Origin of the sequence: Actinoplanes campanulatus, from assembly GCF_014647795.1 — a bacterium.
GTDB lineage: Bacteria > Actinomycetota > Actinomycetes > Mycobacteriales > Micromonosporaceae > Actinoplanes > Actinoplanes campanulatus.
On sequence record NZ_BMPW01000010.1, the window covers coordinates 126,643 to 147,469 of the forward strand.

At 67.3% G+C, this 20,827-nt stretch carries 15 protein-coding genes and 1 pseudogene; 9 read left to right on the forward strand and 7 right to left on the reverse strand.

Going from position 1 to position 20,827, the window contains the following annotated elements:
* Window positions 1–30: 30 nt before the first annotated feature.
* From sigM to IEZ13_RS20505, 5 genes are all read left to right on the forward strand, one after another.
* Entirely contained in the window at window positions 31–690 is a 660-nt protein-coding gene (sigM, locus tag IEZ13_RS20485) for an RNA polymerase sigma factor SigM (protein WP_229794819.1), read from the forward strand.
* A complete protein-coding gene (locus IEZ13_RS20490) occupies window positions 687–1,541 on the forward strand; it encodes a hypothetical protein (RefSeq protein ID WP_183226535.1) in 855 nt (284 codons plus the stop codon). Before sigM ends, IEZ13_RS20490 begins: the two co-directional genes overlap by 4 nt.
* 127 nt (window positions 1,542–1,668) lie before the next feature.
* Window positions 1,669–2,628 (forward strand): thioredoxin-disulfide reductase, encoded by a 960-nt coding sequence (gene trxB, locus IEZ13_RS20495; protein ID WP_183226536.1) that lies wholly within the window; start codon window positions 1,669–1,671, stop codon window positions 2,626–2,628.
* Window positions 2,629–2,644: 16 nt separating this feature from the next.
* The gene (gene trxA / locus IEZ13_RS20500; RefSeq protein WP_183226537.1) at window positions 2,645–2,968 is read left to right on the forward strand and encodes a thioredoxin; all 324 of its coding nucleotides are present in this window, start codon (window positions 2,645–2,647) and stop codon (window positions 2,966–2,968) included.
* A gap of 87 nt (window positions 2,969–3,055) precedes the next feature.
* Window positions 3,056–4,207 (forward strand): N-acetylmuramoyl-L-alanine amidase, encoded by a 1,152-nt coding sequence (locus IEZ13_RS20505; RefSeq protein WP_183226538.1) that lies wholly within the window; start codon window positions 3,056–3,058, stop codon window positions 4,205–4,207.
* Between the two features lie 4 nt (window positions 4,208–4,211).
* Here IEZ13_RS20505 and IEZ13_RS20510 read toward each other — a convergent pair whose 3' ends face one another.
* Window positions 4,212–4,868, reverse strand: a complete 657-nt coding sequence (locus IEZ13_RS20510) for a GNAT family protein (protein WP_183226539.1) — start codon at window positions 4,866–4,868, stop codon at window positions 4,212–4,214.
* A 155-nt stretch (window positions 4,869–5,023) separates the two neighbouring features.
* Between IEZ13_RS20510 and IEZ13_RS20515 the strand changes: the two genes are divergently transcribed.
* Both IEZ13_RS20515 and IEZ13_RS20520 read left to right on the forward strand, forming a co-directional pair.
* Window positions 5,024–6,337, forward strand: coding sequence for an aminotransferase-like domain-containing protein (locus IEZ13_RS20515; RefSeq protein WP_183226540.1), 1,314 nt, complete (start codon window positions 5,024–5,026; stop codon window positions 6,335–6,337).
* Window positions 6,334–7,293 (forward strand): D-alanine--D-alanine ligase family protein, encoded by a 960-nt coding sequence (locus IEZ13_RS20520; protein WP_183226541.1) that lies wholly within the window; start codon window positions 6,334–6,336, stop codon window positions 7,291–7,293. Before IEZ13_RS20515 ends, IEZ13_RS20520 begins: the two co-directional genes overlap by 4 nt.
* Window positions 7,294–7,365: 72 nt before the next feature.
* Here the strand turns inward: IEZ13_RS20520 and IEZ13_RS20525 are convergent.
* Window positions 7,366–8,048: pseudogene (locus IEZ13_RS20525) on the reverse strand (hypothetical protein); the annotation flags it as partial.
* A gap of 1,088 nt (window positions 8,049–9,136) precedes the next feature.
* Here IEZ13_RS20525 and IEZ13_RS20530 point away from each other — a divergent pair.
* Entirely contained in the window at window positions 9,137–9,439 is a 303-nt protein-coding gene (locus tag IEZ13_RS20530; protein ID WP_183226542.1) for a hypothetical protein, read from the forward strand.
* Between the two features lie 109 nt (window positions 9,440–9,548).
* Window positions 9,549–9,842, forward strand: coding sequence for a hypothetical protein (locus IEZ13_RS20540; RefSeq protein ID WP_183226543.1), 294 nt, complete (start codon window positions 9,549–9,551; stop codon window positions 9,840–9,842).
* A gap of 5,178 nt (window positions 9,843–15,020) precedes the next feature.
* On the opposite strand, the gene IEZ13_RS20545 is transcribed toward IEZ13_RS20540, so the two are convergent.
* The 5 genes from IEZ13_RS20545 to yidC form a co-directional block, all read right to left on the reverse strand.
* Window positions 15,021–16,070 (reverse strand): ParB/RepB/Spo0J family partition protein, encoded by a 1,050-nt coding sequence (locus IEZ13_RS20545; protein ID WP_183225841.1) that lies wholly within the window; start codon window positions 16,068–16,070, stop codon window positions 15,021–15,023.
* Window positions 16,067–17,170: a ParA family protein gene (locus IEZ13_RS20550; RefSeq protein ID WP_423243946.1), complete on the reverse strand. Its 1,104-nt coding sequence runs from the start codon at window positions 17,168–17,170 to the stop codon at window positions 16,067–16,069. The genes IEZ13_RS20545 and IEZ13_RS20550 overlap by 4 nt, the downstream gene beginning before the upstream one ends.
* 1,152 nt (window positions 17,171–18,322) lie before the next feature.
* Complete coding sequence (gene rsmG, locus IEZ13_RS20555; RefSeq protein ID WP_229794846.1) at window positions 18,323–18,985, reverse strand: 16S rRNA (guanine(527)-N(7))-methyltransferase RsmG; 663 nt, start codon at window positions 18,983–18,985, stop codon at window positions 18,323–18,325.
* 131 nt (window positions 18,986–19,116) lie between these two features.
* A complete protein-coding gene (locus IEZ13_RS20560) occupies window positions 19,117–19,683 on the reverse strand; it encodes a Jag family protein (protein ID WP_183225839.1) in 567 nt (188 codons plus the stop codon).
* 120 nt (window positions 19,684–19,803) lie between these two features.
* Window positions 19,804–20,826, reverse strand: a complete 1,023-nt coding sequence (gene yidC, locus IEZ13_RS20565; protein ID WP_183225838.1) for a membrane protein insertase YidC — start codon at window positions 20,824–20,826, stop codon at window positions 19,804–19,806.
* Between the last annotated feature and the right edge of the window lies 1 nt (window position 20,827).

A 20,827-nucleotide genomic window follows, 5' to 3' on the forward strand; every position in this document is an offset into this window, starting at 1 on the left:
CGGCGTGTCCCCCTGCACTAGATTGCTGACGTGACTTTCCGGGACGGATCAGGTGCGACGCCGAGCGACGCCGAGCTGATCCGTGCCCACGTGGCCGGCGACCGGGAGGCGTTCGCCGAGCTGGTCCGCCGCCATCGGGACCGGCTCTGGGCGGTGGCGCTGCGGACCGTCGGCGACCGCGAGGAGGCCGCCGACGCGGTTCAGGACGCCCTGCTCAACGCGCATCGCAATGCGGCCCGGTTCCGTGGCGAGGCGGCCGTCACGACGTGGCTGCACCGGATCGTGGTGAACGCCTGCCTCGACCGGATCCGCCGCCGGCAGGCACACCCGACCGTGCCGCTGCCGGAGGGCAACCGTGACGACGACCGACCCTCCGCTCCGGAGCCGGCCGCACCCACCCCCGACCAGGACACGGTTCTCGTGGTGCGGGAGGCGCTGGCCGCCCTGCCGGTCGAGCAGCGGGCCGCGATCGTGCTGGTCGACGTGCAGGGGTACGGCGTGGCCGAGGCGGCGGCGATGCTCGGCGTGGCGGAGGGGACGGTGAAGAGCCGGTGCGCCCGCGGCCGGGCCAGAATGGCGGTGACCCTGGGATATCTCCGGGGGAACCGGACCGACGGTGGGACCGTCCCATCCAGGTCGGAGTCGGCGAGACCGCTGCCGACCGGACCGGAACGGAGGGAACCACGGTGACGGGCGCCGAGTTCGACGGGGTCGACCTCGACCTTCTCGCCGACTATGTCGGTGGCGCCCTGGACGGCACCCCGGACCAGGAGCGAGTGGCCACCCTGGTGTCCGGGGACCCGGCCTGGCGCAGGGCTTTCGAGCTGCTGGAACCCGGCATGATCGCGGTCGAGGAGGCACTGCGGGAGTTCGAGCCCGAGCCGATGCCCGATGATCTGGCGGCCCGCCTGGACGCGATGTTCCGGGTCCCGGAGGAGATGCCGGGGGCTGCGGCCGCCGTACCCGCGAAGGTTGTTGATCTTGATGGGGTGCGGCGTGCGCGGGCACGACGGTGGGCCGCGCCGATCGGAGTGGCGGCCGCCCTGCTCGCGTTCGCCGGATTCGGCGTGAGCCAACTCTCCGACGTGGGCATGACCGACGACAGCGCGGAAAGCACCGCGGCCGGAAGCGCCGCCGACCAGAGCGCCCCGATGATGGCCAGCATCCCGGCGGACAACGTGATCTTCAGCGACACCGACTACTCCGCGGGCACGCTGGTCGCGACGAGCGCGAAACGGTCCCAGGCCGGTGTCCTGTCGGAGAGCTCGGAGCCGGCGGCCGCGGAGCAGGCCAGCGGATTCAGTCCTCTCGCCCGGCTGATCGACCCGGCCGGGCTGATCGGCTGCCTCGATGCCATCACGCGGAACAACGGGGCCGGCCAGATCGCGGTGGAGCTGGTGGACTACGCCAGGTTCGACGGGAAACCGGCGATGATCGTCCGGTTCAGCGCGGCCAACGGCATCTGGGTGTGGGCGGTGGGCCCGGAGTGCGGCGCACCCGGTGCTGGCGCGGACACCGTCGTGCAACTCCCGGTACGCTGACCGAACCCCCTTCGCGTGAGGTCCGACACGGGCCCGGCCGGGGAATGGCGAATGCCTAGCATGACGTTTTAGCGTGCAGTGTCGCCGACTGAAACGCGTGCGACGAAAACAGACTGAGGAGTCGGCAGTGGACGAGGTCCGCAATCTGATCATCATCGGTTCCGGACCGTCGGGCTACACCGCGGCGTTGTACGCGGCCCGCGCCAACCTGAACCCCCTGGTGATCGAGGGTGTGAACTCCGGCGGCGCCCTGATGACCACCACCGAGGTGGAGAACTTCCCGGGTCACCGGGACGGGATCATGGGGCCGGCGCTGATGGACAACATGCGCGCCCAGGCGGAAAGGTTCGGCGCCGAGTTCCTGACCGACGACGTCACCCGGGTCGAGCTGACCGACAAGCCGACCGAGGCCGGCACCGAGGGCCTCAAGACCGTCTGGGTCGGTGACCAGCAGTTCTTCGCCCGCGCCGTGATCTTGGCGACCGGCTCCGCGTGGCGGCCGATCGGCGTCCCCGGCGAGCAGGAGCTGCTCGGCCACGGCGTCTCCTCGTGTGCCACCTGTGACGGCTTCTTCTTCCGCGGCCACGACATCGTGGTGGTCGGCGGCGGCGACTCCGCCATGGAGGAGGCCACCTTCCTCACCCGGTTCGCCGAGACGGTGACCATCGTGCACCGCCGTGACTCGTTCCGGGCCAGCAAGGTCATGCAGAAGCGGGCGCTGGACAACCCGAAGATCAAGATCGAGTGGAACTCGGTGGTCGAGGAGATCCTCGGCGAGGACGGCAAGGTCACCGGCGTCCGCCTGAAGAACGTGCAGTCCGGCGAGGCCAAGGTCCTCGACGTCACCGGTGTCTTCGTGGCCATCGGTCACGACCCGCGCAGCGAGCTCTTCAAGGGCCAGATCGAGCTGGACGACGAGGGCTATGTGAAGGTGCAGTCGCCCAGCACCCGGACCAACGTCCCGGGCGTGTTCGCCGCGGGTGACCTGGTCGACCACACCTACCGGCAGGCCATCACCGCCTCCGGCACCGGCTGTGCCGCCGCGCTCGACGCTGAGCGCTTCATCGCTTCATTCGTAGAGCTGTAAGACCCGGGAGGTCCTCGTGGGAGCAACCAAGGTGGTCACTGACGCCACCTTCGCCGATGATGTGCTGCGTTCCGACAAGCCGGTGCTGGTGGACTTCTGGGCCGAGTGGTGCGTGCCCTGCAAGAAGGTCGACCCGCTGCTCGCCGAGATCGCCGCCGAGATGGGCGACAAGGTGGAGATCGTCAAGGTGAACATCGACGAGAATCCGCAGACCGCCATGGCGTACCAGGTCATGTCGGTGCCGACGCTGACCATCTTCAAGGACGGTGAGCGGATCAACTCGGTGGCCGGCGCCAAGCCCAAGAGCTTCCTGGTCAACTTCATCGAGTCGGCGCTCTGACGCTTTCGAGCACAACGCCCCGCGCCCGTCCGGGTCGCGGGGCGTACTCTCCGGAGGGTCGTCCTTTCTCGTCCTAGGGAGTCGTGAGTGCGGTCCATCCGACGCGGAGACACCGGCCCAGCAGTTTCCGAGATTCGGTCGATCCTGGTCGGCCTGGAATTGCTCGACGAGGCTGAACCCGACGTCTTCGACGAGGCGCTGGAGACCGCGGTCCGCGCCTTCCAGCAGAACCGTGGTCTCGGCGTCGACGGGATGGTCGGCGACGAGACGTGGGGCGCGCTGGACGCGGCCCGCTGGCGGCTCGGCTCCCGGACCCTGTTCCACTCGGTGCCCGACGCGCTCGTCGGCGAGGACGTCCGGGCGCTCCAGGAGCGGCTGCTCGAGATGGGGTACGACACCGGTCGCCCCGACGCCGTCTACGGCGCCCGGACCGCCCGCGCGGTGGCCCAGTTCCAGCGCGAGGTCGGCCTCGTCCAGGACGGCTCCTGTGGCCCGCAGACCATGAAGGCGCTGCGCCGGCTGGGCCGCAAGGTGGTCGGCGGCCGCCCGCAGTGGCTGCGCGAGGCCGAGGCGTTCCGGCAGTCCGGTCCCAACCTGGTCGGCAAGACGATCGTCATCGACCCAGGCCACGGCGGTGGCGACGACACCGGCGTCCTGGTGCCGGACGGGCCACTCCGGTGGAACGAGGCCGACCTGGTGTTCGACCTGGCCTCCCGGCTGGAGGGCCGGCTCTCCGCGGCCGGCATGCGGGTGCACCTGACCCGCGGTCCGTCGCCGGCCGCCCCGATGAGCGGCGCCGAGCGGGCCGCCCTGGCCAACAGCCTCGGCGCCGACCTGCTGATCTCGCTGCATCTGGATGGGCACACGTCCGACGCGGCCGAGGGTGTGGCGACCTACCACTACGGCACCGGAAACGGGCTCAGCTCGACCGTGGGCGAGCGGCTCGCGGCCCTGGTGCAGCGAGAGATCGTGGTGCGCACCGGGATGCACGACTGCCGGACCCACGCGAAGACCTGGGACCTGCTGCGCCTCACCCGCATGCCGACGGTCCGGGTCGACCTCGGTTACCTGACCTCGCCGAAGGACCGGGAGCGGCTGATCGACCCGATGTTCCGGGAGCAGATCGTCGAGGCGCTGCTCGCCGCGGTCCAGCGGATGTACTTCCCGGTGGAACGCGACGTGCCGACCGGGTCGATCGACGTACGCCAGCTTCGTCTGGCCTTGGCCGACAAGGCCTAGCCCCTTAGTTGTCGGCGGACCTGGTCGCGGTCACCGGCCGGACCGGGCGCAGCAGCGTCTCCGGGCTCATCGAGCCGAGCAGTTTCTCCAGCGCGTACTCGACGTCGGACTTCCAGGACAGGGCCGTCCGCAACTCCAGCCGCAACCGCGGGAACCGGGGGTGCGGGCGGACCGTCTTGAAGCCCACCGACAGGAAGAAATCGACCGGGGCCACACACGTCGCGTCGGCCTCGTCCGGTTTGGCGTCACCGAAGGCCTCCACGGCCTTCACACCGCGCTTGGTGAGGTCACGGGCGACTCCCTGCACCAGCATCCGGCCCAGGCCGCCACCGGCGAAGGCGGGCACCACCTTGGCCGTGGTGAGCAGAGCGGCGTCGGCGCTCACCGGGGACGTCGGGAAGGCCATCGAGCGGGGCACGTAGGCGGGTGGCGCGTACATGACGAACCCGGCCGGCATGCCGTCCACATAGGCGAGCTTGCCGCAGGAACCCCACTCCAGGAGCGTCTGGGAGACCCACGCCTCCTTCTCCAGACCGGGATCGCCGGTGGCGCAGGCCCGCTCCGCGGAGACCGGATCCAGCTCCCAGTAGACGCACTCACGGCACGGCCGGGGCAGGTCCTCGAGCGTGTCGAGGGTGAGATTGACCAGGCGTCGCGACATGGCGGCCCCCTTGCAGCTCGCTCACGGGACAGGACCGGACGCCGCCGCGCCCCCGCCGAATCCTACGTCGGAACCACCATGAACGGGAGCAGGTCGGGCAAGAGCCAGACCCGACTAGGATCGCTGTCAGTCTCGTTGATGAAGAGGTGATTCGCATGACCGGTACCACCCAGGACGATTACACCGATCGGTACGCGCGACGCGTCCGCGGAATGACGACGTCCGAAATCCGTGCCCTGTTCGCCACGGCGAGCCGCCCCGAAGTGGTGTCGCTGGCCGGCGGCTCACCCTACATCGCCGCGCTTCCGCTCGACGCGGTCGGGGAGATGCTCGGCGACCTGGCCTCCCAGCACGGCGCCACCAGCCTCCAGTACAGCATCGGCCAGGGCACCGTCGAGCTGCGCGAACGCATCTGCGAGGTGATGACCCTCTCCGGCATCCACAACGCCTCGCCGGACGACGTGGTGGTCACCGTCGGCGGCCAGCAGGCCCTCGACCTCCTGGCCCGGTTGTTCCTCGACCCGGGCGACGTGGTGCTCGCCGAGGGGCCGACCTACGTCGGCGCACTCGGCGTCTTCCAGGCCGCCCAGGCACAGGTCCGGCACGTGGCAATGGACGCCGAGGGCCTCATCCCGGAAGCACTCGAGGAGGCCATCGAGGCCACCGCACGGGCCGGCCGCAAAGCCAAGTTCCTCTACACGATCCCGACCTTCCAGAACCCGGCCGGTGTCACCCTGTCGGAGGACCGACGGGAACGCGTCCTCGACATCTGCGAGCGCGCCGGTCTGCTGGTGGTGGAGGACGACCCGTACGGAATGCTCGCCTTCGAGGGTGAGGCGCCGCTGCCGTTGCGGGCCCGCCGCCGTGAGGGCGTCTTCTACTGCTCCACCTTCTCCAAGACGTTCGCGCCCGGCCTGCGCGTCGGCTGGATCCTGGCGCCGCACGCCGTCCGGGAGAAGCTGGTCATGATGAGCGAGGCCAACGTGCTGTGCCCGAGCGCGTTCGCCCAGGGCGCCGTCACCCAGTACCTGTCCACCATGCCGTGGCGCGAACAGCTCAAGGTGTACCGGGAGATCTACCGCGAACGCCGGGACGCTCTGCTCGGCGCCCTCGATGACCTGATGCCGGCCGGCACCACGTGGACCCGCCCGACCGGCGGCCTGTTCGTCTGGGCGACCCTGCCCGAGGGCCTCGACTCCAAGGCGATGATGCCGCGCGCCATCGCCGCGCGGGTCGCCTACGTGCCCGGCACCGGCTTCTACGCCGACGGCACCGGCCGCAACAACATGCGCCTCAACTTCAGCTTCTCCGCGCCGGACCGGCTCCGGGAGGGCATCCGCCGCCTCTCCGGCGTCATGGAGCAGGAGCTGGCCATGCGCGCCGTCTTCGGCGGCGGCGCACTGCAACAGAGCCACCAGCGCCGTCGCGGTCCGGCCGCTGCCGACGCTCCCGGCCCCGACTTGGCATGATCTCAACCATGGATGTACGAGTTCTCGTCCTTGCCGGTGGACTGTCCTACGAACGGGACGTGTCGTTGCGGTCCGGTCGCCGGGTGCTGGACGCGCTCCGTGCCTCCGGCCTGACCGCCGACATGCACGACGCGGACGTCTCACTGCTTCCCGCGTTGCAGGCCGATCCGCCGGACGCCGTCGTCATCGCGCTGCACGGCGCCACCGGTGAGGACGGCTCGCTGCGCGGGGTGCTCGACCTGTGTGGAGTGCCGTATGTCGGCGCCGACGCCCGGACCGCCCGCCTCGCGTGGGACAAGCCGTCCGCCAAGTCGATGCTGCGTGAGGCCGGGATCCCGACGCCGGACTGGGTGGCGCTGCCGCACGACCGGTTCTCCGAGCTGGGTGCGGTGGCGGTGCTCGACCGGATCGTGTCCCGGCTGGGGCTGCCGCTCATGGTCAAACCCGCGCAGGGCGGGTCCGGGCTGGGCGCCGCGGTGGTCCGGGATGTCGCGGACCTGCCGGCGGCGATGGTGGGCTGTTTCGCGTACGACTCGACCGCGCTGGTCGAGCAGTTTGTGACCGGCACCAACGTCGCCGTCTCGATCATCGACCTGGGGACGGGGCCGGAGGCGCTGCCGATCGTCGAGATCGTGCCGCGGGACGGGGTGTACGACTACGCGGCCCGTTATACGGCCGGTCTGACCACCTGGCACGTGCCGGCACGACTGTCGCCGGAGGTGGCGGCAAAGGTGTCGGAGACGGCGCTGGCGGCGTACAAGGCTCTCGGTCTGCGCGACCTGTCCCGAATCGACGTGATCATCGGGGTCGACGGGGAGCCGCAAGTCCTGGGATGCAACGTGTCGCCGGGGATGACGGAGACCTCGTTGTTGCCGCTGGCCGTTCAGGCCGCCGGGGTCGACCTGGGTGCGGTGCTCAGTGCGCTGGTGGAGCGGGCGGTCGCCCGCAAGGGTTAGGCGTTGCCTCTTGTCGTAGCGGGGGCGGTGGGTCGTGCAGGCCCTTGTTGTTGCCGGGGCGGTGGGTCGTATTGATCCGCCGCCCCTTGTCGTACCCGGGTTTATCAGTAGCCGTTGTTCGCGTTGTGAATGCCGGAGCTGCCTGTCGGGCTCCCGCCGGTTTCCACATCCCCGAGGGTGACCGGTCGCTCGTCGACCGCGTCGGCGTCGGTCGGGACCGGCACGTTTAGCGTGGCCGGCGATTCCCACTCGATGTGTGCCGGCTCCGCGTTGGCCTTACCGCCGAAGTCGGCGAGCCAGGCGGCGACCAGGGCGAGATTCTCCCGCCACTGCGACTCGGGAACGACCGGCAGTATGTCGTCCCAGAGCGAAAGGAACGTCCCGCGGAGCTGGAGCCGGCCGTAGGGGCGGGCCAGGAACCACATGTGCAGATGCGCTGAGCCGTCGCCCCACCGATTCACGTGAACCCTCGCGACACCGTCCAGCGACCGGATCGCTCGCTCCAGGCGCACGGTCATCACACCGAGCTCCGCTGCCAGCAGGTTCGGCAGGTCGCCGAGATCCAGGTGGGATCGGCACTCCAGGATGAGGACCATCGGCAGGCCGGTCGGACGGTCCATGGCACGGACCCGCCACCGCTCACTGACCCAGATGTAGGCGTCATCCGACGTGCTGCACGCCACACAATCCGAGGCGTCTTCGCCGCTGCGGGGTGGCTCGACCTCGACCGGTGGTGCGAGCTTCTTCACCCGCATATCGCCCTCGAAGGGAAACGACGGCCAGCGTGTGAAGTCAGGAAGCGGGGTGGTGTTCTCAGACACTTCGTGACCTTAGCCCAGCACGGGACAGCCTGTCCTGGGTCAATTTCGCACGACGGAGGGATGTCGTTATACCCGCCGGAGCCGGGCACGTGACGTAGACAACGGTGACGCTCCGTTTCTCCACACAGCCGTCCCCAAGTTATCCACAGGAGTTATCCACAGGCACTCCCGTTTCACGTGAAACACGACGTAGGAGGCTTGCGCGCCCTGTGGATAGACCGGTGGACGACCGGCACGACATCGGCGTCGTTTCACGTGAAACAGCGGTGGGCACACCATCAACAGGTGCAACACACAGCCTGTGGATAGTGGTGTCCACGCATGTCCGTCACTCATACGAGGCCCGCCGTGAATTTCGCTCTGGTGGCGGCCGCAGGCCGGTGAGCTGCTCCTGAAGTCGCCTGCGGAATCGATGGTTCCAGTCACCGTCATCGAACTGGGATGTTGCCGGTTTGGGGCTTGTATTGGACTCGCTGCTCGCAGAGACCTGCGCGGGTCGCGCCACGATGGCCACGCCGGCCGCTTGTGTCCAATCAGGACGGACACGGGAGTGCCGATCACCTGTGTGTAACTACTGGCGGTAGGGGTTCGATCTCTCAGTGCATCCGGCGTCCAAGGCAGACGCTGCGCAGCTCGGGCCTGCTTCATGGTGTTGTCTGCCCAGGGGGCGGCTACGACGGTTGCACCTGGATCCACAGGACAACCACCTCCTCGGCCTGTGCTTGAACCGGCTGCTCGGCGATCCCTACCTTCTCAGCGGCAGGACCCGTTCGACCCTCGTTCAGGAGGGCTTGTGCCGGCTGAAGCCACTTCAAACCCGTTCTGTTGGGCCGGTCTTACGATGGGTCATCGCAGGGCGTTGTCGAGAGCCCACGCCGCCACCTGGCAGGAAATGATCGTCAAGTAGAAGGCTCGCCCCGGCCAGACTCGACCCGTTCAAGGCCGATCTGCTCCGCCGCATCGGCGAGGGTTGTCTCAACGCGATCACCGTGTACCGCGAGGTCACATGTTTCATCGCCCGAGTGTTCGGGGAACAGCACCACACCACACCCGATCTCGTCCCACGGACCAAACCGCCGTCGGCGCGGCAGGTGGCCAGCTGGATCTACGGGCACCTGGACAATCTCGACGGCGTTGACGTCGGCGGGCTCGACCGCTGTCCCAACCTGGCCAACACCGCCTCGCTCGCCACCACGCTCACCGGCCTGCAGAGCGCCAGCCTTAAGGGCTGGATCACCACTGCCCCACAGACCGGGCTGCCTGGTATCCGGGATCACCGGCTCCGCCACCGGCCTGGCCCTGCAGTACAGAGCTGGGCTCGGTAAAGGGGATCGTCAACCGCATCAAGATGATCAAACGTCAGATGTACGGCCAAGCCGGCTTCGACCTGCTCCGCAACAGAATGCTCTGGCACCTTAAGTGGACGAGGTATACATGGCTGTCGGTAGCGAGAACCGGCGCGACGAACGCAGGCGCCGTATCGCAGCGGAGTTCCCGCTCAGCCATGTCGAGGCCGCCCTAGATTTGCTACATGTCACCGACATGGCCTGGCACGACTGCTACGGTCCCGAAGAGCTCGCCCTGCCGGACAGCGTCCTCGACGACGTCCTGTTGCTGGCTGACGGCGGCCTTGTAGCGCTGATCCGCCTCTTACGCGAAGCCGTCATCGACTCCAGAGACATCCGCATGGCCGCTGACGAACGTCGCAGCCGGTCCAGAACTCGCTAAAGGCCAAGCCCATCGCCTCGGGCCCCGGCCTCCAGAGAACCCGTGCCAGGCGCGCTCCCCGGTCTCCAGAGAACCCGTGCCAGGCGCGCTCGCGGCTGACCGTAAACCCCGGTCCCCTGCCAGCGAGATGCCGCGGCGGCCGGTCGCCACACGGGGAACCGATCAAGCGCCGCCACGGATCCCCCGTTGATCAGTGTCGAATCAGCCCGGTGAGCAGAGGCATCCTGGCGCGATGCCCGCATACACGTGCCCCGTTCCATGCCAAGGACCGTGCCCATGACGCTGCGAAGCTTCAGCAGCCTGGGGCCGACCAATTCTGAGTCGAGTCATCAGCTCGCAACGCCGGCCATCCGTACACCAGCAAGGACGACATCACGCACAAATGTCCAGCAGCCTCATGACTCTTGCGCATCCTCCGCCTTTCGATCACAGCCCCTGTAGAGGTCGGGTGCCGAGGACCGAACGACAGCCCCCAAACGTCCTCGCGATCGTCGACCACCAGAATCCTGACCGGCATCACGGCCAGCCCGCCTCGGCTTCTATTCCAGCTGGCTCTCCCGCTGCCAACGGTTACCGCATCTCCCGAGTCAACTCACCGCCGAAACCAGCCGCTGCAGCAAGCCCGAAGGGACTTCGTCGCAGGCGTGGTCAACAAGAACGGCCCACCCGCACGGGCACGACTCTTCCCCAGCCGTCGCAAGAGCTTCCCCCGCAATCTCGACCAGGACAGCCATGCACACCGCAACGAGGGGCCGCCGCCCGCCAGTACACGATCCCTGGGCAGCCGGACTGCATCCACTACCCCAACTCGGTCATGCACGGCCGGAACATCCAGTCCTGATCGGGGCCGGCGACCGTGGCTGGATCACGGTGGCCACCCTTGGCCCGCCTGTCAGGATTCTCTACCGAAATGACCACGCCACCGGATGACGTGTTGAGATTCTTCGCCGACAAGCCCATCGTGGTGACCCGCCGGTTCGCCACACCGGCGGGGTCTGGCCGCCGGCCGGGGCAGGTCACCCACTTCTCGATCTTTCCTCGAAGTCGTCAATCGGCTGGGAACCGCTTCGCACCTTCCTACGGGCGGTCGGCTTCGGTTCTCAATTCCACGCACCACGTCACGGTGTAATGGCTGCGCGCACCTGGCCATTCCGGCCGCCGCGTGACACCTACTCGTGAGCTCACAGACCCCGAAGTTCCCATGATCTTCCCCAGCGGCTCCTCGTATCGCCGACGTCCTCCCCGATCGGCAACCGTGTAGATCAGCGGGGGATGTCTGGCGGTTGAGCGGAGAAAGGTAGCCATCGCAGGAGGCTCAGTGCCATGCCAGGGGTAGCCGAGAGCGACGACTCCACTCGGTCTCCTGCAGGTCGGGCGATGGCGGCCTAGCCGGAATTTCATGAACTGCCGCAAGCACACGCGTCGTCCGGCGGCAGGCGGCGGGCGGGCAGTGAGCAGCAATTGGCAGGCGGCGAGCAGCGAGCGGCAGGCGGCGAACAGCGGCGGCACCCCCCTGGCGGCGCCGGGCGTTTAGACCATGGGATGCGAACGTTAAAGCTGATTGCAGTGAGCACCTAGACCTCGATCCTGGACCCAACAGCAACCCGCTCCACATCGAGATAGCTCCTCAGCTACGGCTCACCAACGTCGCCGCGACAGACACGGCCCGGCCTGCCTCCAACCACGACCACGATGGCGCCGATTGCCACCGCGGCCAAGGCGACGCCATCACGGTGCCAGTCCGCTGCGCCACCCCGACCGTCCTATACCGTCTACAGCCGGACGCACGGCTTCGGCCCGAATAGGTGGACTACCAATGGGGAACGCCGACACAACCCGGGCCTTCTGAGTTCCGCACAACAGAGCTCATGCGGCACCCGCCGGCCGCCCGCACCGTCTACTTGACGGCCAGGCCAGCAATCGGTGCGAGGCACAGGAATGAGCAGCCAGCAATTTGCGACCATGCTCGGCGTCCACCACAGCACTGGCGCGTCAGCGACGCGGTCTGAATGCTCACGTCGGAGCCTCGCCCACCACGCCAGCTACACCACCGATGTCTAGCGCACCCGAAGCGCGGTCCATCATCAAATGCACGGCGTAGTGATCGGGCTGCCGCCTATTCCCACCGCCCGCTTACTCGGGATGGTTTCCAGGCCAGACCTAAGCGGACCACTGGCATGAGGTCGAGGTCCGCCTGTCTGTGTTTCACGTGAAACGGCGCACCGTGCTAAATGCGCACCCCGCCCCGGTGCGGACTCAAGCTCAAGCGACCGTTCTTCAACGTGGTGGACTAAGCGCCAGGCATTCCCTAGGGGCGGTGGCCGTGGCCCGCATCTGGCGCATTCCAAGCCTTAGCCAATCCCCTGCTTGGGCAGCCGAGTCCGCGTCTTGAACCATTCCCGGGCACCGGGCACCGGGCACCGGGCACCGGGCACCGGGCACCGGGCACCGGGCACCGGGCACCGGGCACCGGGCACCGGGCACCGGGCACCGGGCACCGGGCACCGGGCACAACTTCCATCAGGCCCTCTGGTTTCACGTGAAACGGCCACAACCTGATTGCGCCCACCAGGCTCGGGCCCGGCGATTCTGCAACGCGCCTCGGTCAGCAGCATTCTGCTTCCGCAGCACGACCGGCCCCTTGATAGCCCGGCTGCCTCAGGCACCTCAGTTGCTTCCAGCCGCAAGACGGCGAACAGAAGCGATTAGATGAAGGGCACGAACAAGGCGCCCCACTGCACCGCTCAACTCCTGGAACCCCCGGCTCAGTGGCGGCCCAAAGAGGCCGGCAGTGCATGGGAACCACGCCAAGTTTCCCCGCCGTCGAACAGCTCCCGAAGGGTCGGGAGAACATCTCGGCCTACGGCCCCCTTGCCGACCCGAGTTCGGGCGGCCGGCGCTGGCAGCGGTTCGCGGCCGCACAGCACATCGGACGCACCGGCCAACATCTGCGTTAGGCGACAGACGACTCAGGTGGCGATGTTTCACGTGAAACGAAGCCGTGGGTCGGCACACGCGGATCAACTGGTTATCCCTGGGCGCGACCCGTTCTCCAAGGAACTAAACAGCCGCCGCCCGACTACAACCGAGCCCACGTTGAAACGCAACCTTGGCACACCCATACCTACACACCGGGAGCGAGCCACTAGGCGTCAAGCACCACGGTGCTCGCTCGCCGCGGTTGCGGACTGATGGATGAGTCCCAGAAATCGTCGCCAGGCACGGCCCACCCCATCGGCGCTGTGCCGGGAATCAGGATCGGGCAGCACTGCCGCAGGTACCCCCATTGGATTGCCGTGACACGGTCAGGCTGGGGCGGAAAACTCGGCAACGCTGTGGAAGTTGGTTGATGGCGGCATGGTCGTAGGCAACCACAACAACCCCTGCGTCGTCGATGAGCAGGACACCGACGGGCGTGCGCTAGAGGCCTATCTTCGCCTTGAGCAAGGCATGCGAGTCCAGCAGATCATGCTTTGCTTCGGCTCGACTTGGTCCGGAACATCGTCCAGCGCTACGCCCGCGCTGACACCTGCCTACAGAGGGCAGTCGGCCGACGTTCGAGAAGCAGCCTTTGAGCAGCCTGTACTGAACTGGAAGTGACCGTCGCCGACGTGCTCATGACCGGCCATCAGCACGGTCGCGGTCGGCTCAAGTGCGGAGGGCATTAGGGTATGGAGGCCTCAGGAGGGTGCGAAGGCCTCAGGGGGATGCGAAGGCATCAGGGTGTGGAGGCCGCGTCGGGGCACGCCAGCCATCCCGTGCTGGCGCTGTTCGAAGATCGGGTAACTGCCGCAGCTGTGGTCGTAGCGCTGCCCGGTTCTGTCGTTGCTCGTGGCGCCGGAGTCGACAGCCTCGCAGTCAACGAAGACTTCGCCGGTGCGCGCGTTCCAGGCAAATAGCCGACGTCCTGGTAGGCGCCGACCGGCGAGGTGGAGTTGAACCTCGCGTAGTACTGATCGGTCGGGGGAACCGGCGATCAACCCAGGCTTGCAACCCAAACAGGGTCTGGGGCTCCTTGACGTCATAAGGCTCTGCCGGGCGATGGTGGGTGGAGGCCTAGTAAACGGTGATCCCGCCACGCGCGTTAACGGCCGGGACGCCGGCTTCGAAGAGAAGGATCAGGATGATCACGTTGCTGATGTAGGCGAGGGACAGGGCGGCGGCTTCAGCTGCGGGCTCCAAGCGATGGGCTCAAGCGGCAAGCCCAACAGCGATCTCGAGCGGCGGGCACCTCGGTCCTTTCGCCAGCACGGGGATCGTCAAACGGCTAGGGACGGGCGACTGACCCATCACGGCGTTGACGGCCTGATCGAGGGTCGGCAGCCAGTTTGGTTGAACGGTGCCGGTCTCGTGGGTGCGCTTGTAGAGCAGGCAGGCGCATCGCCGCAGGGAAAGCTGTGGGAGTCCCCGGGATCGGGGTGCCGTGGTGTCGCTAGCGGATGCAGCCGAGATCCAGCCAGACGAACTCGTCGCTACCCAGCTGGAGAACGGCCAGAGGTCAGGGGCACGCACGAACCAGTTCAGACGAGTGCTACTGGCCAAACTGTGTGATCGGCAGCTCGCCGATGGTCGGCCTAAAGCCGGCCTCCCGATGTCACCGACAATCACGCCGGCCCGGCCAGGCACGGCGGAAGCGCTACGTCGCTCGGCCAGCACGCGTTGCGGGTCCGGAGCGCGGATCCGTATATTCCCCATCCCTGGCCACCCCGGAACACTCCGGATCAGGTTGATCAACCCCCAGTCTTGGTCGTTCGCGGTTAGCGGCTCGTCGCTGAGGCTCCGGCGAGAGGGACACCGCGCGGGCGGCACTAGGAGGGGCATCAGGCGAGGCGCGCCTACAATGTCAATCAGCCCGCTCGGGACGGGCGTGACCTCACAGCTGATGACGTCGAGAGCCGGTCAAGGTTGCATCAACCGTGTGTGGTGTCTCCGCGAAGACAAGGACCGTGAACACCCCAATAGGGCATAAGAGAACTTCAACGTGAATCGCTTTGAAGCTTTCACAAACCACTATAGGCACAAAGACGGTCTTAAGCCGCGTCGGAATACGGCACTCACCGCGTTCGGCCGCTCCGTGAAATCTCAGGAGAATCCGTCTGACAGAACCGGATCAGGCCCCATGCAATGAGGGCGCGTGATCACTCACGCGCCCTCATTGGCCGACTCACCGAGAAAGTCTCACTCCTCGGACTGTTCACCGTCCCGAGGAGCGCCTTCCTCCTCCACACCGATCATGCCGACGATCCGCTCAAGGTCGTCCACCGTGGCGAACTCAATCGTGATGCGGCCCTTGTTCCGCCCGATGTCCACCTTCACCCGAGTGTCGAACCGATCCGAGAGCCGCTCGGCCAGATCGTTCAACGCCGGCGCGTGCACCTTGGCCCGACGTGTAGGAGCCGCCTTCTTAGCCGGCGCCTCGGAAGCCGTCAGCTGAACGATCTCCTCGGTCGCCCGAACCGAAAGCCCTTCCTGAACGATCCGCGTGGCCAGCTTCTCCTGGGCGTCACTGTCGTCCAAACCGAGCAACGCTCGTGCATGCCCGGCGGAGAGAATCCCAGCCGCCACCCGGCGCTGTACCGGTGCCGGCAGGTTCATCAACCGGATCGTGTTGGAGATCTGTGGACGGCTACGGCCGATCCGGCGCGCCAGTTCCTCATGCGTCGCGCCGAACTCCTCCAGCAACTGCTGGTATGCGGCCGCCTCTTCCAACGGGTTCAGATTCGCCCGATGAATGTTCTCGAGCAGGGCATCACGCAACATCGCGTCGTCGGGCGTATACCGGACGATCGCGGGGATCGTCTCCCTGCCGACAGCTTGCGCGGCACGCCACCGCCGCTCGCCCATGACGAGCTCGTACCGACCGTCGCCAAGTTCACGAACCACGATCGGCTGGAGGAAGCCGACCTCCTGGATGGAGGTCTTCAGCTCCTCTAGCGCTTCCTCATCGAAGACGTGACGCGGCTGCTTGGCGTTCGGCTCGATCGCGGACACCGGAAGTTCGGCGAAACGCGCGCCGGGTACCGGTGCGAGGTCACCGTCGACCGGGGCGGCCGGCGAGGGAACAGGCGGCGGGGTGACCGGCGTGGGCTGAACGGTCGGAGCAACGGCCGACTCGACGACGACCGGCTCAGGAAGCGCCTCTACGGGAGCTGCCACTTCCGCGGCAGGCGCTGTGGGAATCAACGCGCCCAGGCCGCGGCCCAGGCCACCCCGCGGACGGTTCTTCATACCGTGCCTCCCGTGTTGACCCCGCGCATCGCGATCTCCAAGGCCGCCTCGAAGTAGCTGGTAGCCCCTCGTGATCCCGGATCGTAGGTCATCACCGACTGACCGTAGCTGGGAGCCTCCGAAACACGCACGTTCCGGGGGATCACCGCGTTCAGCACTTTGGCACCAAAATGATTCCGTACATCCTGTTCCACCGCATCTGCCAGACGGGTACGCCGGTCGTACATCGTCAGCAAGATCGTAGAGACATCGAGGGTGGGATTCAGGTGCTGACGCACCAGGTTGATGTTGTTGATCAGCTGATTGAGACCTTCCAGTGCGTAGTACTCGCACTGAATGGGAATCAGCACCTCCTGCGCAGCACAGAGGGCGTTCACGGTGAGCAGCCCGAGAGAAGGCGGGCAGTCGATGAAGACGTAATCGAACTTCTCGGGATGCCCCGCGATGGCCCGGGCAAGCCGGGACTCACGGGCCACCACCGAGACCAGTTCGATCTCCGCGCCGGCCAGGTCGATGGTGGCCGGAACGCAGAAGAGGTTCGGAATACCTTCGACCGGTTGCGCGACCTCGGCCAGCGGCACGTTGTCGATCAGGCAGTCGTAGACATCGGGTACGCCCGCGTGGTGCGGGACGTTCAGACCGGTCGAGGCGTTGCCCTGGGGGTCGAGGTCCACTACCAGCACACGGTTGCCGTGGAGCGCCAGCGCCACGGCAAGGTTGACCGTCGTGGTCGTCTTCCCGACGCCGCCCTTCTGGTTGGCGACGCAAATCACCCGCGGGTGGTCTGGGCGCGGCATGATGATCTCGCCGCTCGGGTTGAGGATCTGCACAGCTCGCAACGCTTCCATGGCTAGGGGCGGATCGTCCTCATCCGCTACCGGCGTTTCACGTGAAACATGCTCGGTGGACTGAACGGGCGCCCCCGAAGAAGGAGTGGCCCCCATCTGATGCCCCGACGGCACGGACGCACGCCCTCGGGCCTCGTCCGAGGAGTGGCCTGGCATCGGAGCTCCGTACTCGTACGCCGACGGGGGCCCATAGGCGCTCGCCCGAGGCTGCGGAACGTCCTGTTCGCCCGCGCGCAGCCCGCCCACGTTCATTCCCGACGGCCTGTCGAGAGGCGACTCGGTTTCACGTGAAACACCGTACTCATGCACCGCTTCATCCCTGATGGCTAGGAAGGGGTTGACCGGCAGAACGTGTGCCCGGCAGGGGAGATCCGGTCCACACTATCGACATCCGGCCAGCCTACGGGTGTCGGGCATGTGTCGCCATGGTCCTAAGTTCCGATGAGTCGAGCACAACGCCGCTCCATCGTCCGTCAGCAGCGACCCGAACACCATGACGCTCGGCACAGACATCCAGGCTTCACCCATTCATGCCGTCGATCGACCCAAACCCGAAGATCAACCCCCATGGTGTACGCCCGAAGGCACACCACCATGACAGACCCCTCTGCCCCGGCCCTCCCAAAACCGGCAGCCGCGAGGCGTCAGGCGACATACCACCAGGGCCGCAACCACGTTAGGCGGTATGGCGGGTGACGGCGTCGGACCTCAGGTACGGCGCAACGGTCACCGCCGAGTCGGACGACCCGTATACGACTTAAGTGCGGACGGCTGCGTATCACCCACCACGCTCCCGCACGCCGTAACAGATCCGCCGGCACTCCGAAGCGAAAGCCGGAGAAGCGAGAGCCGAACCCAGATTCGCGGGCCTCCAAGTCGCCTAGGAACGGCGGCGGACCGCCCAGATGAGACCCGACGAAGACCGCTCACGACAACGGACGGCGGCGGCAACGACCGAGGATCAGCCGCTCAAGGATCCAACGATGCGGCCCCTGTGTGAGCCAGACGAGGCCGAGCCCCTCATGGCCGCCGAGACGCGTCCACAACACAAGATGCACCACGAGTGCACGGAAGATCCCGAAACCCCGCCAACGGCCGAATGAGGCCCATCCGCAGGGCGGTGTACCCACCTTGACGCATCACTGCTCCACCTACCGAACGAAAATGGGATCGGGACCAGAAAGACCACAGTCGGCGACCCGAACCGGCCGTTGTCCACAAGCGCGCCCAGCCCCCCATGGGCCTGTGGACAACCGTGCACCCGCCAGACCGCGGTCGAGGGCGCCCCACGTTGCACGTGAAACATGGGTCACCCGAACCGCGCCATACGAGCGCGCTACCCCGTACCAAAAAGGCGGTCCCGGCCCGAAGGAAATCGGACCGGGACCGAAAGTCGCGGAATGGCTAACCCCGGCGATCCCGCCGGCCACGCTGGGATGCAGACCCACGGCCCGAGCGAACCGAAGCGGCCTTCTTCCGGCCGGGCACCACATGCGCCTCCTTGACGATCTCCACCACCGTGGTCGGGGGCTCGATCAGTCCAGCCCCGCAGAGGTGGATGACCGGCTCCCCACCACCGAGAGCCGCGATCGCCGCCGTGTGTTCGGCGATCTCCTCAGCAGCGGACGAGCCCTTCATCGCGAGGAGACGGCCCCCCACGGCGGCGAGCGGCAGGCACCAACCGGCAAGCTTGTCGAGCGCGGCCACAGCGCGAGCGGTGACCACATCGGCTCCGGGCAGCACGTCGACGACCTCCTCGGCCCGGCCGCGGAGAACGGTGACGTTGTCCAGGCCCAGGTCCTCGACGGTCTCGGTGAGGAACGCGGTCCGGCGGGCGAGCGGCTCGACCAGGGTGACCCGCAGGTCCGGGCGGGCGATCGCCAGCACCAGGCCGGGCAGCCCGGCGCCGGAGCCCACATCGACCACGGCGGCGCCGGGTGCGATGAGCTGCGCCATGACGCCGCAGTTGATCAGGTGTCGCTCCCACAGCCGGGGCGCCTCCCGCGGGCCGATCAGGCCCCGGATCACGCCTTCGGTGGCAAGCAGTTCGGTGTAGCGGGTGGCCAGCGCGAGCCGTTCCCCGAAGACCTCGACAGCGGTGGCCGGTGGACGAAGGTCGGGCGCCGGGAAAGACGACGGCCCGGGCGTTTCGACGCCCGGGCCGGAGTCACCCGCGCCGTGGCGGGAGGTGGTCACGATCAGTCCGCCGCCCGCACCACGATGCGGCGGTTGGGCTCGACGCCCTCGGACTCGCTCTGCACACCGGGGATCGCGTTGACCACGTCGTGCACGCACTTGCGTTCGAACGCCGACATGGCCTCGAGGCGGACCGGGTCGCCGTGCTCCTTGACCTTCTCGACGGCGTTGCGGGCGACCGCGCCGAGTTCCTTGCGCCGGGCGGCACGGTAGCCACCGATGTCGAGCAGCAGGCGGCTCGGCGAGCCGGTGGCCCGGAAGATGGCAAGGCGGGTCAGTTCCTGCAGGGCCTCGAGGGTGGCGCCGCGCTGGCCGACCAGCGGCTGGAGACGGCCGCCGACCACCTCGACCATCGGCCGGCCCGCGGAGACGAGCTCGTCGATGTCGCCGTCGTAGTCGAGGATGTCCAGCAGACCCTCGACGTAGTCAGCGGCGATCTCGCTCTGGCGGAACAGGTCGCTGTCCGAGGCGACAGTCTCCGACTTCTTGGCCTCTTCGGTGCCGGCCGGCTCGGCAGCGGTGGCTTCGGCTGACGAGTCGGCGGAAGGGGGAGTGCTGGTGTCGGTCACGGTCTCATCTCCGTTGTCATTCGGGCCGGACCGAGATCGGTCCGATGTTTCCCGCGCGCGGCGCGGGGAGGTCTCGAGGGGCGCGCTCAGGCCCTGCCGGGTGTTGGGCCTAAGCCGCGATCATCCCTTGGGTTTGTTCGCCGGCCTGGCGCCCTTCTTGGGATTCACCGGTTTGGCACCGGGCTTGGGTGCGAGGGCCTTGGTGTCGACCACCGGGCTCGCCGGCTCGGGGGTGTTCTTACGACCGAACAGACCACCGGTACGGGCGGGCTGCACCAGGTTCTTGCCACCGGAGACCTTGGTCCCGGGCGCCACCCGGCCCGCCGAGCCACCCTTGTTGGCCATCTGCGGCGGCGGGAACTTGCGAAGCACCCACTGCTGCTGCGCCAGCGTGAACAGGTTGTTGGTGACCCAGTAGATGACCACACCGATGGGGAAAAGCGCACCGGAGATGAGCAGCGAGAACGGGATGCCGTAGAGCATCAGCCGCTGGATCATCAGCTGCTGCGGGTCCTCGGCCCAGCCGGTCTTGAGGATCATCTGGCGCTGGGTGAGGAACGTGGTGGCCATCATGACCAGGACCAAGATGCCGGCCACGATCTTGACCGTGGTGCCGTCCGCGCCGAGGACGGACAGCTCAGCGGCGGAGGAACCGAACTTGGCGCTGATCGGGGCGTTGAACAGGTGCGCGTGGGCGGCGCTGTTGAACTGATCGAGCGGCCAGCCGTAGAGCTGCTTGTTCGCGTCCGAGATGTTCGGGTCCAGGTGCTGGAGCACGTGGAAGAGACCGAAGAAGACCGGGATCTGCAGGAACATCGGAAGGCAGCCCATGAGCGGGTTCGCCTTCTCCGTCCGGTACAGCTCCATCATTTCTTTCTGGAGCGTCTCCCGGTCACCCTTGTGCTTCTCCTGCAGCGCCTTGACCTTGGGCTGCAGCGCCTGCATCGCACGCTGGCTCTTGATCTGCTTGACGAAGACGGGGAAGAGGATGACCCGCAGTGTCACCACCAGGCAGAAGATCGCCAGGATCCAGGCCCAGTTGGTACCGATGACACGATCTTCGGGTATGCCGATCGCATCCCAGAAGGAATGCCAGCGCAGAAGAATCCACGAGATGGCGTAGTAGATCGGGTCGAGACTCAAT